Origin of the sequence: Streptomyces beigongshangae (assembly GCF_019710745.1) — a bacterium.
GTDB classification, from domain to species: Bacteria; Actinomycetota; Actinomycetes; order Streptomycetales; family Streptomycetaceae; genus Streptomyces; species Streptomyces beigongshangae.
The window spans coordinates 58,713-73,278 of record NZ_JAHKJW010000032.1 but is presented as its reverse complement, the minus strand read 5'-3'; the positions used below and the strand labels follow the sequence as shown (position 1 = coordinate 73,278).

Below are 14,566 nucleotides of genomic sequence, written 5' to 3'. Positions count from 1 at the left end.
TCCTTCTGCCGCTCCGTCGTATCCGGCCTCCCCTTCACGGGGGACAGCGGTGGGACGCGACGGGGGAGCGTGCGGTTCCCTTCGCGGGGGAGCGGGTTCGGGAACGCGCTCCCGACGGAGGACACGCGCCCGGCGAGGGATCAGTCGCCGTAGTCGGACATGGCGTCCAGCAGCCGGGCGGAGGCCGGCGGCACGGTCACGCCGTGGATGAGCGCCGGGGAGGTCGGGCGGGCGGTGATCCGGGCAGGCGTCTCCCAGTGCAGGGCCGTACGGGCGCAGTCGCCCCGCAGTTCCGCGAGGCCGAGCGGGGTGTCGCCATGGATCTTGGGGTTCGTCATACGGAACCGTAGGCACCGCAAGCGCGAAGAAAAAAGCCCTACTATCGGGTAGTTCTGGTCGCTTCCCGGTCGAGAACGGCCGGTATCCACGCCTCGACCGGAGAACGACCCGGTAGCGTGAACTGTCAATCCCCCTCCTCGCAGGAGTGTGTCCTAGCCGTGCGTATCGCTGTCTCGGGCTCCATCGCCACCGACCACCTCATGACCTTCCCCGGCCGCTTCGCCGACCAGCTGGTCGCGGATCAGCTGCACACGGTCTCCCTCTCCTTCCTGGTCGACAACCTGGACGTACGCCGGGGCGGCGTAGGTGCGAACATCGCCTTCGGCATGGGCCAGCTCGGCACCTCGCCGATCCTCGTCGGTGCCGCGGGCGCCGACTTCGACGAGTACCGGGCCTGGCTGGACCGGCACGGCGTCGACACCGAGTCCGTCCGGATCTCCGAGGTGCTGCACACCGCGCGCTTCGTCTGCACCACGGACGCCGACCACAACCAGATCGGCTCGTTCTACACCGGGGCCATGAGCGAGGCCCGCCTCATCGAGCTCAAGAAGGTCGCCGACCGCGTGGGCGGACTCGACCTCGTCGTGATCGGCGCCGACGACCCGGAGGGGATGCTGCGGCACACGGAGGAGTGCCGGGCCCGCTCGATCCCCTTCGCGGCCGACTTCTCCCAGCAGATCGCCCGGATGGACGGCGACGAGATCCGGCTGCTCCTCGACGGGGCGGCGTACCTCTTCTCGAACGAGTACGAGAAGGGGCTCATCGAGTCCAAGACCGGCTGGAGCGACGCGGAGATCCTGGCCAGGGTCGGCCACCGGGTCACGACGCTCGGGGCACGGGGCGTGCGCATCGAGAGCGTCGGGGCGGACCCGATCGAGGTCGGTGTCCCGGAGGAGACGGCGAAGATCGACCCGACGGGGGTCGGTGACGCGTTCCGCGCGGGGTTCCTGTCGGGACTGGTGTGGGGCGTCCCGCACGAGCGGGCGGCGCAGGTCGGCTGCATGCTGGCGACGCTCGTCATCGAGACGAAGGGGACGCAGGAGTACCAGCTGCGGCGGTCGCACTTCCTGGACCGGTTCACGAAGGCGTACGGCCACGATGCGGCGGCGGAGGTCCGGGAGCATCTGGCGTAGCCGCTGCCCCTGGGCCTGTACGGCTCGGGTGCTTCTTCACCTGCGGGCGCGCGGGGGCCGATCGCGCAGTTCCCCGCGCCCCCGAGGGTGCCCCGCAGGGGCGCGGGGAAGTGCGCGAGCAGCCACGATGTGCCCGCAGGCGACGATGAACCGAGTCACTCCGGCGCGGAGCGCCTAAGGGCTCGGGGCCCGGCGGACCACGTACGCCGTGCCCCCCTCCACCGCCTCCTCGCCCACGTACTCCTGCCCCCGCATCTCGCACCAGGCAGGGATGTCCAGCCGGGCCGCCTCGTCGTCCGAGAGGACGCGGACCGTGCCGCCCGGGGGCACGTCGTCGATGACCTTGGCGAGTTCGATGACCGGGACCGGGCAGCGCCTGCCGAGGGCGTCCACGACCAGCGCGTCCGGGGCCAGGGCGTCCGGCGCGGGGGAGCCGGCCCGGACCGGCGACGCGTCAACCGTGGGAACGGGCGCCGGAGCGCCCAGCTTCTCGCGGACCGCCGCCACCGCCCGGGGCAGGACCTCCAGGAAGCGGTCCACGTCCTCCGCGGGCGTGCCCGGCGGGAGGGACACCCGGACGTTGCCCTCGCTCAGCACGCCCATGGCCCTCAGTACGTGGCTGGGCGTCAGCGTGCTGCTCGTGCAGGACGATCCGGACGAGACGGAGAACCCCTCGCGGTCCAGCTCGTGCAGCAGTGTCTCCCCATCGACATAGAGACACGAGAAGGTGAGGAGATGGGGGAGCCGGCGTACCGGGTCGCCCACCACCTCCACGTCCGGGACCAGCTCCGGCACCCGCGCGCGGATGCGGTCCGTCAGCTCCCGCAGCCGGATCGACTCGGCCGCGGAGTCGGTTCGTACGGCGCGCAGGGAGGCCGCCGCGGCGACGACGGCCGGGATGTTCTCGAAGCCGGGGGAACGCCCCGACTCCCGCTCGTCCACGGGGCCCTGGGGCGCGTACCGCACCCCCTTGCGCACCACGAGCAGTCCGACGCCCGCCGGTCCGCCCCACTTGTGGGCGCTGCCCGTCAGCAGGGACCAGCCGCCGTCGACCGGTCCCCAGGGCAGGGACTGGGCCGCGTCCACGAGGAGCGGCACGCCCGCCCCGCGGCACAGGTCCGCGACGGCGGCCACCGGCTGCTCGGTCCCCACCTCGTGGTTGGCGGACTGCAGGCAGGCGAGCGCGGTGTCGGGCCGCAGGGCGTCCGCGTAGGCGCCGGGGGAGACCGCACCCGTACGCGACACCGGCACCTCGGACACGGTTCCGCCGTCGCGCCGGTGCGCCTGCGCCGAATGGAGCACCGAAGAGTGTTCGGCCGCTGACACGATCAGGTGGTGTCCGGCGCGATGGCGGCCGGCCAGCGCACCGGCGATCCCGGTGTGCACCGCGCGCGTGCCCGACGAGGTGAACACCAGCTCGTCCGGACGGCAGCCGACCGCCTCGGCGGCGGCCTCGCGGGCGGCGTCCAGGAGGAGCCTGGCCCGCCGCCCCTCCCGGTAGAGGCGGGCCGGGTCCGCCCAGCCCTCGTCCAGCGCGGCCTGGAGGGCCTGGCGGGCCACGGGGTGGAGGGGGGCGGAGGATGCGGCGTCGAAGTAGGACACGCCCCCACGCTAACGCTCCGCTCGGTTGGGGGTGGGGGTGCGGGTGGTGGGGGTGCTTCTTCGTCCGCGGGTGCGTCGTGGCCGGTCGCGCAGTTCCCCGCGCCCCTTCGGGGGCGCCTCCGAAGGGGCGCCACCCGGGGCGGGGCGTGACACGAACTGGCCGTCACATCCGTCGCGGAGCCCCTGGTTCCACCCCTTGGGGGTGAGTGGCGGCGCGTTGGGGACCCTCCCCGCGCGACCCCAAAAAGCGTCCAGTAGGGTTTGGTCCGCATAAACATCCAAACCCCTGCCCGACGCAGGGCGGCGACCTACCAGCGAGAAGGCCGCAGCCGACCGCGCGGGCGAGACTCTCGGGAAGGCGCTACGTGAGTCCCTACGGCTCCGACCTCCCCCACGCCCTGGAGGGCGCGGGCGGTACCCCCATGCCGCGGCGCCCGATGCGGCGGAAGCTGCTGCAGGCACTGATCGCGGGACTGGTCCTGGCGACCGCCACCGGTTGCACCTACGAGGACTTCCCCCGCCTTGGTATGCCCACCCCGACCACTGAAGAGGCTCCCCGGATCCTCTCCCTGTGGCAGGGCTCGTGGGCCGCAGCACTCGCCACGGGCGTGCTGGTCTGGGGCCTGATCCTGTGGAGCGCGTTCTTCCACCGGCGCAGCCGCACCAAGGTCGAGGTTCCCCCGCAGACCCGGTACAACATGCCCATCGAGGCGCTGTACACGGTGGTCCCCCTCATCATCGTCTCGGTGCTGTTCTACTTCACGGCCCGCGACGAGTCGAAGCTCCTCAGCCTCGACAAGAAGCCCGACGTCACGGTCAACGTCGTCGGCTTCCAGTGGAGCTGGGGCTTCAACTACATCGAGAACGTCGACGGCGCGACCGGTGACGCGAAGACGGACAAGAACCTCGACGCGATCCCGCAGCGGTTCAAGGACGACTTCCCGGCGAACGCCGGCGGCGTCTACGACGTCGGCACGCCCGGCACCCGCAACCCGCAGACGAACAACCCGGGTCCGACCCTCTGGCTGCCCAAGGGCAAGACGGTCCGCTTCGTCCTCACCTCGCGTGACGTCATCCACTCCTTCTGGGTGGTGCCGTTCCTCATGAAGCAGGACGTCATCCCGGGTCACACCAACTCGTTCCAGGTGACGCCCAACAAGGAGGGCACCTTCCTGGGCAAGTGCGCCGAGCTGTGCGGCGTCGACCACTCCCGGATGCTCTTCAACGTGAAGGTCGTCTCTCCCGAGCGCTACGAGGCCCACCTCAAGGAGCTCGCCGAGAAGGGCCAGACCGGTTACGTCCCGGCCGGTATCGAGCAGACGGACCACGAGAAGGAACGGGAGTCGAACGTACTGTGAGCATCCTCAACGAACCCCAGGGTGTCGCTGAGACCGAGCACTACCAGAACGAGGTGCCGGTCCGGCGCAAGCAGCCGGGCAACGTGATCGTCAAGTGGCTGACCACCACCGACCACAAGACGATCGGCACGTTGTACCTGGTCACGTCGTTCGCGTTCTTCTGCATCGGCGGCGTCATGGCGCTGTTCATGCGCGCCGAACTGGCCCGTCCCGGCACGCAGATCATGTCGAACGAGCAGTTCAACCAGGCGTTCACGATGCACGGCACGATCATGCTGCTGATGTTCGCGACGCCGCTGTTCGCCGGCTTCACGAACTGGATCATGCCGCTGCAGATCGGCGCGCCCGACGTGGCGTTCCCGCGGCTGAACATGTTCGCCTACTGGCTCTACCTGTTCGGCTCGCTGATCGCGGTCGGTGGCTTCCTCACCCCGCAGGGCGCGGCAGACTTCGGCTGGTTCGCCTACAGCCCGCTGTCGGACGCCGTCCGCTCGCCGGGCATCGGCGCCGACATGTGGATCATGGGTCTGGCCTTCTCCGGCTTCGGCACCATCCTGGGCGCGGTCAACTTCATCACCACCATCATCTGCATGCGCGCGCCGGGCATGACGATGTTCCGCATGCCGATCTTCGTGTGGAACGTGCTGCTCACCGCGGTGCTGGTGCTGCTCGCCTTCCCGGTGCTGGCCGCCGCGCTGTTCGCGCTGGAGGCGGACCGCAAGTTCGGCGCCCACATCTTCGACTCGTCCAACGGCGGGGCGCTGCTGTGGCAACACCTCTTCTGGTTCTTCGGCCATCCAGAGGTGTACATCATCGCGTTGCCGTTCTTCGGCATCATCAGTGAGGTCATCCCGGTCTTCTCCCGCAAGCCGATGTTCGGCTACATGGGCCTGATCGGCGCGACCATCGCCATCGCCGGCCTGTCGGTGACGGTGTGGGCGCACCACATGTACGTCACCGGCGGTGTGCTGCTGCCGTTCTTCTCCTTCATGACGTTCCTCATCGCGGTGCCGACGGGCGTGAAGTTCTTCAACTGGATCGGCACCATGTGGAAGGGGTCCCTGAGTTTCGAGACCCCGATGCTGTGGGCCACCGGCTTCCTGATCACCTTCACCTTCGGTGGTCTGACCGGTGTCATCCTGGCCTCGCCGCCGATGGACTTCCACGTCTCGGACTCGTACTTCGTGGTGGCGCACTTCCACTACGTGGTCTTCGGCACCGTCGTCTTCGCGATGTTCTCCGGCTTCCACTTCTGGTGGCCGAAGTTCACCGGCAAGATGCTCGACGAACGCCTCGGCAAGATCACCTTCTGGACGCTGTTCATCGGCTTCCACGGCACCTTCCTCGTCCAGCACTGGCTGGGCGCCGAGGGCATGCCGCGCCGTTACGCGGACTACCTCGCGGCCGACGGCTTCACCGCGCTGAACACCATCTCCACGATCAGCTCGTTCGTGCTCGGCCTGTCGATCCTGCCCTTCTTCTACAACGTGTGGAAGACGGCCAAGTACGGCAAGAAGGTCGAGGTCGACGACCCGTGGGGCTACGGCCGCTCGCTGGAGTGGGCCACGTCCTGCCCGCCGCCGCGGCACAACTTCATCACGCTGCCGCGGATCCGCTCCGAATCCCCGGCCTTCGACCTGCACCACCCGGAGATCGCCGCCATCGACCAGTTGGAGAACGCCGGTCATGGTGAGAAGGCTCTCGCCGGTGACAAGGAGGCAGGCAAGTGAAGATCCAGGGCAAGATGTTCATCTGGCTCGCCGTCTTCATCCTCGTCATGGCGATCGTCTATGGCGTGTGGTCGAAGGAGCCGGCCGGCACCACGGCGCTCTTCCTGGGCTTCGGCCTGAGCGTCATGATCGGCTACTACCTGTGGTTCACGGCCCGGCGGGTCGACACGGGCGCACAGGACAACAAGGAGGCCGACGTCGCGGACGACGCCGGCGAGATCGGCTTCTTCAGCCCGCACAGCTGGCAGCCGCTCTCCCTCGGCATCGGCGGCGCGCTCGCCTTCATGGGCGTCGTCTTCGGCTGGTGGCTCCTGTGGTTCTCGGCCCCGATCATCATGATCGGCCTGTGGGGCTGGGTCTTCGAGTACTACCGCGGAGAGAACCAGAACCAGTAGCACGCGCCGAACGCACGGAAGCCCGGACATCCCGCAGGGGGTCCGGGCTTCCCCCGTTCGCCGCACCCGCATCCCCCGCACGGCCCAATGGACGCGCCGCGGCGAACAGCCGTTCCTACGCTCGGGACATGAACCACTCAGCTTCCCCCACGAGCACCGGCGCCGGTACGGCGCGCCGGCGCCGCCGCGCCGCCCTCGGCTGCGCGGCACTGACGGCCGTCATAGGCATCGGCGGCACGGCCTGCGGATCCGGCGGCCACCCGCTCTCCGCCGATCCGTACGACGCGGGGCGGGACCTCTCCTTCGGCGCCGCCGTGCGCGACGGCGCGAAGGCCGACCCGGACAAACCCCTGGAGATCGCCGTCGAGGAGTCCGGCGGCCGCATCACCGACGTGACGGCCACGGACACCGCGGGGCGGTACGTCGCCGGTGAACTGTCCGCCGACGGAGAGCGGTGGCACAGCACCGTGCCGCTGGCCGCGGGCGCCCGCTACACGGTCCGCGTGAGCACCGAGGACGAGGACGGCTCGCCGGGCCGCGAGGTCGTCGGCTTCCGGACCGGCACGCCGAGGACCAAGAAGCGGCTCGACGTGGTGTTCGGCCCCGACAAGGGCACGTACGGCGTCGGCCAGCCGGTCACCGCCGAACTCAGTGCCCCGGTCCGGGACGAGGCGGCGCGCGCCGTCGTCGAACGGGCCCTGAAGGTCCGCTCCCGGCCCGCGGTCCGGGGCGCCTGGCACTGGGTGGACGACCGCACGCTGCACTACCGCCCGAAGGAGTACTGGCCCGCCCACGCGACGATCAGGGCCCACAGCGACCTCGCGGGCGTCAAGGTGGCCGAGCGCCTCTGGGGCGGCCGGACCAAGCCCCTGACGCTCACCACGGGTGACCGGATGGAGGCCGTCACGGACGCCGCCGCCCACTCGATGACGGTCCACCGCAACGGCGAGGCCATCAGGACGATCCCCGTCACGACCGGCAAACCGGGCTTCGAGACCCGCAACGGCGTCAAGGTCGTGCTCGGCAAGGAGTACTTCGTACGGATGCGCGGCACCAGCATCGGCATAGCCGAGGGCAGCGCGGACTCCTACGACCTGCCCGTGTACTACGCCACCAGGGTGACCTGGAGCGGCGAGTACGTGCACGCCGCGCCCTGGTCGGCGGGCTCACAGGGCGCGGCCAACGTCAGCCACGGCTGCACCGGCATGAGCACCGCCGACGCGGAGTGGTTCTTCGACACCGTCCGGCCCGGCGACATCGTCGAGGTCGTCAACTCGTACGGCGACACGATGCCCCCGTTCGGCAACGGCTTCGGCGACTGGAACCTCACCTGGAAGAACTGGCGCAAGGGCAGCGCCCTGGTGGCCGGCACCCCGGAGGGCCCGACCCCCGAGGACCGCGTAAGACTGCGCCCGGAACTGGCGTAGGCCGCCGTGAGGACCCCGCAGGGGCCCGAGAGGGGCGCGGGGCTCCATCGATGTGCGGCTCCGCCGCGTGGGCGCGACCAGCCACGGCCGGCCCGCGGTCGCCCCACAACATTCGGCGGGACGGCGCCCAGGCGCTCGCTAGGCGCTCAGGGCCCGCTTCCCACGGAGCAGCCCCGCCAGCGCGGAGGCGAACTCCACAGGATCGACCGGCAGGGTCACCGCCGCCTCGGCCCGGCTCCACGTGGCCAGCCAGGCGTCCTGCGGCCGCCCGATCAGCAGCAGCACCGGCGGGCAGTCGAAGATCTCGTCCTTGATCTGCCGGCAGATCCCCATCCCGCCCGCGGGAGCGGCCTCGCCGTCCAGCACGCACACGTCGATGCCACCGCGATCGAGTTCCGCGACGACCGCGGCGGGGGTCGCGCACTCGACGAACTCCACCTGGGGGACGTCGGCGGCGGGCCTGCGCCCCGTGGCGAGCCGCACCTGCTCGCGGGTGTTGGAGTCGTCGCTGTAGACCAGCACCGTTGCGGTCGGCTGCATTCTTCCTCCGGGACGTCGGCGTCGTAGAGACGGACTGCGATGCGCGGATGCTACCCCCTCGATCACGCGGTCAACAGCGGTTCGGACAGGGCTTCGATGGGCCATACGGGCTGGACACACCCCGCAGACACCCCGAACGGCACCCCCCGGGGTGAGGGCGGGATAAGCGACCGACATAATGTCGGTCGTGGCGACAGCAACGACAGTAGACACCGGGCACGCGCACCCGTCGGTCAATCGACCGAACCTCACCAGCGTCGGAACCATCATCTGGCTGAGTTCCGAGCTGATGTTCTTCGCGGCCCTCTTCGCGATGTACTTCACCCTCCGATCGGTGACCGGTCCAGATCACTGGAAGGAAATGGCGTCCGCCCTGAACTTCCCGTTCTCGGCGACCAACACCACGATCCTGGTGCTCTCCTCGCTCACCTGCCAGCTCGGCGTGTTCGCGGCCGAGCGCGGGGACGTGAAGAAGCTCCGGATGTGGTTCATCGTCACGTTCGTGATGGGTGCGATCTTCATCGGCGGCCAGGTGTACGAGTACACCGAGCTGGTCAAGCACGAGGGCCTGTCGCTCTCGTCGGACCCGTACGGCTCGGTCTTCTACCTGACCACCGGTTTCCACGGCCTGCACGTGACGGGTGGTCTCATCGCCTTCCTGCTGGTCCTCGGGCGCACGTACGCGGCCCGCAGGTTCACGCACGAGCAGGCGACCGCCGCCATTGTCGTGTCCTACTACTGGCACTTCGTCGATGTCGTCTGGATCGGCCTTTTTGCCACGATCTACATGATCAAGTAACCGGGCCCGTTCCCGCGCACACTCCAGAAGCATCGACGCAGAAGATCCTGACACCGGGGTAATCCGTGAAAAAGCTCTCCGCACGACGACGCCATCCGCTGGCGGCGGTCGTCGTCCTACTTCTCGCGCTGGCGGCCACCGGGGGGCTGTACACCGCGTTCGCGCCCGCGGACAAGGCACAGGCCGATACGACCGCCCAGTCCCTCGCCATCGACGAGGGCAAGAAGCTCTACGCCGTGGGCTGCTCGACCTGCCACGGCACCGGCGGTCAGGGCACCTCCGACGGTCCGAGCCTGGCGGGCGTGGGCGCCGCGGCCGTGGACTTCCAGGTCGGCACCGGCCGTATGCCGGCCCAGCAGCCCGGCGCGCAGGTGCCGGACAAGAAGAACATCTACTCGCAGGCCGAGATCGACCAGCTCGCGGCGTTCGTCGCCTCGCTGGGCGCCGGACCCGCGGTGCCGACCAAGGAGCAGTACGACCCCGCGGACGCGGACATCGCCGAGGGCGGCGAGCTCTTCCGCACCAACTGCGCCCAGTGCCACAACTTCACCGGCAAGGGTGGCGCGCTGACCAGGGGCAAGTACGCTCCGTCGCTGGAAGACGTCGACCCGAAGTACATCTACGAGGCCATGCTGCACGGCCCGCAGAACATGCCGTCCTTCCCCGACACCACGCTGACGGAGAAGAACAAGAAGGACATCATCGCGTACCTCGACGAGGTCAACAGCGACGATTCGGAGAGCCCCGGTGGTCTGGAGCTGGGCGGCCTCGGGCCGGTCAGTGAAGGTCTCTTCGGCTGGATCTTCGGTCTCGGCGGGCTGATCGCCGTCGCCGTATGGGTCGCCGCCCGGACCGCAAAGGCCAAGAAGTCATGAGTAGCCAAGACATCCCAGAAGAGAACCTGCCCGCCGAGCGGGCCGCCGACGCGCACGGTGACGTGGCCCTGGCGGACGAGAACCACCCGTTCGCGAACCCCGGTCTGCCGCCGCACGCGCACCGCATCCAGGACATCGACGAGCGGGCCGCCAAGCGCTCCGAGCGCACGGTCGCCCTGCTGTTCACGCTCTCGATGCTGGCCACGATCGGTTTCATCGTGTCCTTCGTGACGATCCCGGCCGACCGGATCGTCTACATCTTCATGCTCGGTCACATCAGCGCCCTGAACTTCGCCCTGGGCATGACGCTCGGTCTGGCGCTGTTCTGCATCGGCGTGGGCGCGGTCCACTGGGCCCGCACCCTGATGTCCGACGTGGAGGTCGCCGACGAGCGCCACCCCATCGAGGCGGCGCCCGAGGTCAAGGCCAAGGTCCTGGCCGACTTCAAGCAGGGCGCCAAGGAATCGGCGCTCGGCCGCCGCAAGCTCATCCGCAACACGATGTTCGGCGCGCTGACCCTGTTCCCGCTGTCCGGCATCGTCCTGCTGCGCGACCTCGGTCCGCTGCCGGAGGACAAGCTGCGGCACACGAGGTGGTCCAAGGGCAAGCTGCTCGTCAACATGAACACCGACGAGCCCCTGCGTCCCTCCGACGTCGCCGTGGGCTCGCTCACCTTCGCCAAGCCCGAGGGCCTGGAGGAGCACGACCACGAGTTCATGAACGAGATCGCCAAGGCGGCCCTGATGATCGTCCGGATCCAGCCGGAGAACATCAAGGACAAGCGCGAGCTCGAGTGGTCCCACGAGGGCATCGTGGCGTACTCGAAGATCTGCACCCACGTCGGCTGCCCGATCTCCCTGTACGAGCAGCAGACGCACCACGTCCTCTGCCCCTGCCACCAGTCCACCTTCGACCTCTCCGACGGTGCCCGAGTGATCTTCGGCCCGGCCGGTCACCCGCTGCCGCAGCTGCGCATCGGTGTGAACGAAGAGGGCTACCTTCAGGCGCTCGGCGACTTCGAAGAGCCCGTCGGTCCTTCATTCTGGGAGCGCGGATGAGCACTACGACCACTCCGAACCCCTCGGGCGCCGACGCGCCGGGGCGTTCCCGCGGGAAGGCACCGGCCGGCGAGCGGGTCGCCGACTGGGCCGACGGCCGCCTGGGGATCTACTCCCTGGCCAAGGCCAACATGCGCAAGATCTTCCCGGACCACTGGTCCTTCATGCTGGGCGAGATCTGCCTCTACAGCTTCCTGATCATCATCCTCACGGGTGTGTATCTGACGCTGTTCTTCCACCCCTCGATGAACGAGATCGAGTACCACGGAAGCTACGTCCCGCTCCAGGGGCAGCTGATGTCGGAGGCGTTCGCCTCCACGCTCGACATCAGCTTCGACGTGCGCGGCGGCCTGCTGATCCGGCAGATCCACCACTGGGCGGCCGTCATCTTCCTGGCCGGCATGTTCGTGCACATGATGCGCGTCTTCTTCACCGGCGCGTTCCGCAAGCCGCGTGAGGTCAACTGGCTGTTCGGCTTCCTGCTGCTCGTCCTGGGCATGTTCACCGGGTTCACCGGCTACTCGCTCCCCGACGACCTGCTCTCCGGCACCGGTGTCCGCTTCACCCAGGGCGCCATCCTGTCGATGCCGATCGTCGGCACGTACATCTCGATGTTCCTGTTCGGCGGGGAGTTCCCGGGCGGCGACTTCGTCGCGCGGTTCTACTCGATCCACATCCTGCTGCTGCCCGGCATCATGCTGGGGCTCGTGGTCGCCCACCTGATCCTGGTCTTCTACCACAAGCACACGCAGTTCGCGGGTCCCGGGAAGACCAACAACAACGTCGTCGGCATGCCGCTGCTGCCGGTCTACATGGCCAAGGCCGGAGGCTTCTTCTTCCTGGTCTTCGGCTTCATCACCATGATCGCCGCGATCGCGTCCATCAACCCGATCTGGGTCCTCGGGCCGTACCGGCCGGACCTGGTGTCCACGGGCGCCCAGCCCGACTGGTACATGGGCTTCGCCGAGGGCCTGGTCCGCGCGATGCCCGGCTGGGAGATCAACTTCTGGGGCCACACGCTGGCCCTCGGTGTGCTCATCCCGCTGGTGATCTTCGGTGTCTTCCTGGCGATCATCGCGCTCTACCCGTTCGTGGAGTCCTGGATCACCGGGGACAAGCGCGAGCACCACATCCTGGACCGGCCGCGCAACGCCCCGACCCGTACGGCCTTCGGTGTCGCCTGGGTCACCGCGTACATGATCATGCTGATCGGCGGTGGCAACGACATCGTCGCCACGCACTTCCACCTGTCGATCAACGCGGTCACCTGGTTCGTCCGGATCGGGTTCTTCGTCGGACCGGTCATCGCGTTCATCGTCACCAAGCGGATCTGCCTCGGCCTCCAGCGCCGGGACAGGGACAAGGTGCTGCACGGCCGCGAGTCGGGCATCATCAAGCGCCTGCCGCACGGTGAGTTCGTCGAGGTGCACGAGCCGCTCAGCCAGGAGGCCATGTACACCCTCACGGCGCACGAGCAGTACAAGCCTGCGGAGATCGGCCCGACGGTCGACGAGAACGGCGTCGAGCGCAAGGTGAAGGGCCCGCAGAAGCTCCGGGCCAAGCTCAGCAAGGCCTACTACGGCGAGGAGAACCAGATCCCGAAGCCGACGGCCGAGGAGTACAAGGAGATCACGAGCGGCCACGGCCACCACTGATCCCCGGACTGTCCGCCACGGCAGGAGCCCCGTCCATTGCATGGACGGGGCTCTTTGCCGTCCCGGGGGCTGGATAGGGTGGAACCCACGCCACGTCCATGTCCACATCCATGGCCGTGTCCACGAAGGCCATGTCCACGAACACGAATGCAGGAGCGGCAGATGAGCGCTGTGACCCCCGCCGGAGGCGACTTCGCGGCGGGCCGTTCCTGGCCCGCCCTGCTGAACGGCCTGCTGGGGAGGCGCGACCTGAGCGCCGACGACACGGCCTGGGCGATGGACCTGATCATGCGGGGCGAGGCGACCGACGCCCAGATCGCCGGGTTCGCGGTCGCCCTGCGCGCCAAGGGCGAGACCGTCGAGGAGATCTCCGGCCTGGTCCGCACGATGTACGCGCACGCCAACGTCATCGAGGTGCCGGGGGAGACCGTCGACATCGTCGGCACGGGCGGGGACGGGGCGAAGACCGTCAACATCTCCACGATGTCGGCCGTCGTCGTCGCCGGTACGGGAGCCAAGGTCGTCAAGCACGGCAACCGCGCGGCGTCCTCCGCGTCCGGTGCCTCGGACGTGCTCGAAAAACTCGGCGTCAACCTGGAACTGACGCCGCGGCGGGTGGCCGAGGTGGCCGACGAGGCCGGGATCACCTTCTGCTTCGCGGTGAAGTTCCACCCGGCGCTGCGCCACGTGGCGGCGGCGCGGGGGCAGCTGGGCATCCGGACGACGTTCAACTTCCTCGGTCCGCTCACCAACCCGGCGCGGGTGCGGGCACAGGCGGTCGGGGTGGCGCACGCGCCCATGGCGCCCATCGTGGCCGGGGTGCTGGCCGAGCGCGGCAACTCCTCGCTCGTCTTCCGCGGCGACGACGGCCTCGACGAGCTGACCACCACGTCCACGTCCCGGGTGTGGGTCGTACGGGACGGGACGGTGCGCGAGGAGACCTTCGACCCGCGGGACGTGGGCATCGAGCTGGTGCCGGTGGAGGCGCTGCGGGGGGCCGACGCCTCGTACAACGCGGAGGTCGCGCGGCGGCTGCTGGGCGGGGAGAAGGGGCCCGTGCGGGACGCGGTGCTGCTCAACTCGGCGGCGGCGCTGGTGGCCCTGTCGCCCGGTTCCGCTCCGCTGGCGGACCAGATCCGGGCGGGGATGGATCGTGCCGCGGAGGCGATCGACTCGGGGGCGGCGCTGAAGGTGCTTGAGCGGTGGGTGGCCGCGACCAACGCGTAGCCGCCGGCCGCGTGGGGTCGGGTGCGGGTGGGTGGGGGCTGGTCGCGCAGTTCCCCGCGCCCCTGGGTGGTGACGGGCACCCGTGCTGTCCCGTCATGCGGACACCGGGGTTGCGGTCGGGTGATCGTATGGCAAGATGCTGACAGGTCATGAGTGACAGTCATGAGGCCCCGGCCGACTGTCCGGCAACCCTCCGTCCGTGGCGGGGTGCCCCGGGTGAAGACCAGGTCGTGGGCAGTGAGGCCCACGGCAAGCGCGGACCCCTCGCCGCTCCTTGAGCGGGGACACCAGGGGTCCTGGTCGTTCGAGGGAGCCTTTCATGAGCAAGCGAATGCGATAGGGCGCCGAGCCCCGCCTCCGCGTACCCCTTTCACCGTTCACCCCTTCCTGTGCCGAGCCCTGTCCGCCGCACAGTGGCTCCGCCTGCC

The 14,566-nt window shown here is 69.3% G+C and carries 13 protein-coding genes and 1 riboswitch; of the genes, 10 read left to right on the top strand and 3 right to left on the bottom strand.

Annotated elements, in window-relative coordinates; translation table 11 throughout:
* Window positions 1-140 precede the first annotated feature (140 nt).
* Window positions 141-338 (bottom strand): hypothetical protein, encoded by a 198-nt coding sequence (locus tag KM933_RS24155; RefSeq protein WP_221355579.1) that lies wholly within the window; start codon window positions 336-338, stop codon window positions 141-143.
* 159 nt (window positions 339-497) lie between these two features.
* Between KM933_RS24155 and KM933_RS24150 the strand changes: the two genes are divergently transcribed.
* Entirely contained in the window at window positions 498-1,472 is a 975-nt protein-coding gene (locus tag KM933_RS24150) for a carbohydrate kinase family protein (protein WP_221355577.1), read from the top strand.
* A 174-nt stretch (window positions 1,473-1,646) separates the two neighbouring features.
* On the opposite strand, the gene KM933_RS24145 is transcribed toward KM933_RS24150, so the two are convergent.
* Window positions 1,647-3,074, bottom strand: coding sequence for a cysteine desulfurase/sulfurtransferase TusA family protein (locus KM933_RS24145; RefSeq protein ID WP_221355575.1), 1,428 nt, complete (start codon window positions 3,072-3,074; stop codon window positions 1,647-1,649).
* Between the two features lie 422 nt (window positions 3,075-3,496).
* Here KM933_RS24145 and ctaC point away from each other — a divergent pair, with 422 nt between their 5' ends.
* The 4 genes from ctaC (at window position 3,497) to KM933_RS24125 (ending at window position 7,984) form a co-directional block, all read left to right on the top strand.
* Window positions 3,497-4,432: an aa3-type cytochrome oxidase subunit II gene (gene ctaC, locus KM933_RS24140; protein WP_221355625.1), complete on the top strand. Its 936-nt coding sequence runs from the start codon at window positions 3,497-3,499 to the stop codon at window positions 4,430-4,432.
* Entirely contained in the window at window positions 4,429-6,162 is a 1,734-nt protein-coding gene (ctaD, locus tag KM933_RS24135) for an aa3-type cytochrome oxidase subunit I (RefSeq protein ID WP_221355573.1), read from the top strand. Before ctaC ends, ctaD begins: the two co-directional genes overlap by 4 nt.
* Window positions 6,159-6,557, top strand: coding sequence for a cytochrome c oxidase subunit 4 (locus tag KM933_RS24130; protein WP_221355571.1), 399 nt, complete (start codon window positions 6,159-6,161; stop codon window positions 6,555-6,557). The genes ctaD and KM933_RS24130 overlap by 4 nt, the downstream gene beginning before the upstream one ends.
* Before the next feature lie 128 nt (window positions 6,558-6,685).
* Window positions 6,686-7,984 (top strand): L,D-transpeptidase, encoded by a 1,299-nt coding sequence (locus KM933_RS24125; RefSeq protein WP_221355569.1) that lies wholly within the window; start codon window positions 6,686-6,688, stop codon window positions 7,982-7,984.
* Between the two features lie 138 nt (window positions 7,985-8,122).
* Here the strand turns inward: KM933_RS24125 and KM933_RS24120 are convergent, their stop codons facing one another.
* Window positions 8,123-8,524, bottom strand: a complete 402-nt coding sequence (locus KM933_RS24120) for a DNA-binding transcriptional response regulator (RefSeq protein ID WP_221355567.1) — start codon at window positions 8,522-8,524, stop codon at window positions 8,123-8,125.
* 178 nt (window positions 8,525-8,702) lie between these two features.
* Here KM933_RS24120 and ctaE point away from each other — a divergent pair, with 178 nt between their 5' ends.
* The 5 genes from ctaE to trpD all read left to right on the top strand — a co-directional run bounded on the left by ctaE (window position 8,703) and on the right by trpD (window position 14,138).
* Window positions 8,703-9,323 (top strand): aa3-type cytochrome oxidase subunit III, encoded by a 621-nt coding sequence (ctaE, locus tag KM933_RS24115; protein ID WP_107017430.1) that lies wholly within the window; start codon window positions 8,703-8,705, stop codon window positions 9,321-9,323.
* 65 nt (window positions 9,324-9,388) lie between these two features.
* A complete protein-coding gene (gene qcrC / locus KM933_RS24110; protein ID WP_221355565.1) occupies window positions 9,389-10,198 on the top strand; it encodes a cytochrome bc1 complex diheme cytochrome c subunit in 810 nt (269 codons plus the stop codon).
* On the top strand, window positions 10,195-11,256 hold the full coding sequence (gene qcrA, locus KM933_RS24105; protein ID WP_221355563.1) for a cytochrome bc1 complex Rieske iron-sulfur subunit: 1,062 nt from the start codon (window positions 10,195-10,197) through the stop codon (window positions 11,254-11,256). Before qcrC ends, qcrA begins: the two co-directional genes overlap by 4 nt.
* Entirely contained in the window at window positions 11,253-12,911 is a 1,659-nt protein-coding gene (gene qcrB, locus KM933_RS24100; RefSeq protein WP_221355561.1) for a cytochrome bc1 complex cytochrome b subunit, read from the top strand. The genes qcrA and qcrB overlap by 4 nt, the downstream gene beginning before the upstream one ends.
* A gap of 162 nt (window positions 12,912-13,073) precedes the next feature.
* Complete coding sequence (gene trpD, locus KM933_RS24095; RefSeq protein WP_221355559.1) at window positions 13,074-14,138, top strand: anthranilate phosphoribosyltransferase; 1,065 nt, start codon at window positions 13,074-13,076, stop codon at window positions 14,136-14,138.
* A 145-nt stretch (window positions 14,139-14,283) separates the two neighbouring features.
* A riboswitch (SAM riboswitch) is annotated at window positions 14,284-14,400 on the top strand.
* The last annotated feature ends 166 nt before the right edge of the window (window positions 14,401-14,566 follow it).

What these genes read in the sequence shown, in the direction of transcription:
- KM933_RS24120 (WP_221355567.1), bottom strand. Translation starts at nt 8,524, where the DNA reads ATGCAGCCGACCGCAACGGTGCTGGTCTACAGCGACGACTCCAACACC.
- qcrB (WP_221355561.1), top strand. Translation starts at nt 11,253, where the DNA reads ATGAGCACTACGACCACTCCGAACCCCTCGGGCGCCGACGCGCCGGGG.
- KM933_RS24125 (WP_221355569.1), top strand. Translation starts at nt 6,686, where the DNA reads ATGAACCACTCAGCTTCCCCCACGAGCACCGGCGCCGGTACGGCGCGC.
- trpD (WP_221355559.1), top strand. Translation starts at nt 13,074, where the DNA reads ATGAGCGCTGTGACCCCCGCCGGAGGCGACTTCGCGGCGGGCCGTTCC.
- ctaE (WP_107017430.1), top strand. Translation starts at nt 8,703, where the DNA reads ATGTCGGTCGTGGCGACAGCAACGACAGTAGACACCGGGCACGCGCAC.
- KM933_RS24155 (WP_221355579.1), bottom strand. Translation starts at nt 338, where the DNA reads ATGACGAACCCCAAGATCCATGGCGACACCCCGCTCGGCCTCGCGGAA.
- ctaC (WP_221355625.1), top strand. Translation starts at nt 3,497, where the DNA reads ATGCCGCGGCGCCCGATGCGGCGGAAGCTGCTGCAGGCACTGATCGCG.
- qcrA (WP_221355563.1), top strand. Translation starts at nt 10,195, where the DNA reads ATGAGTAGCCAAGACATCCCAGAAGAGAACCTGCCCGCCGAGCGGGCC.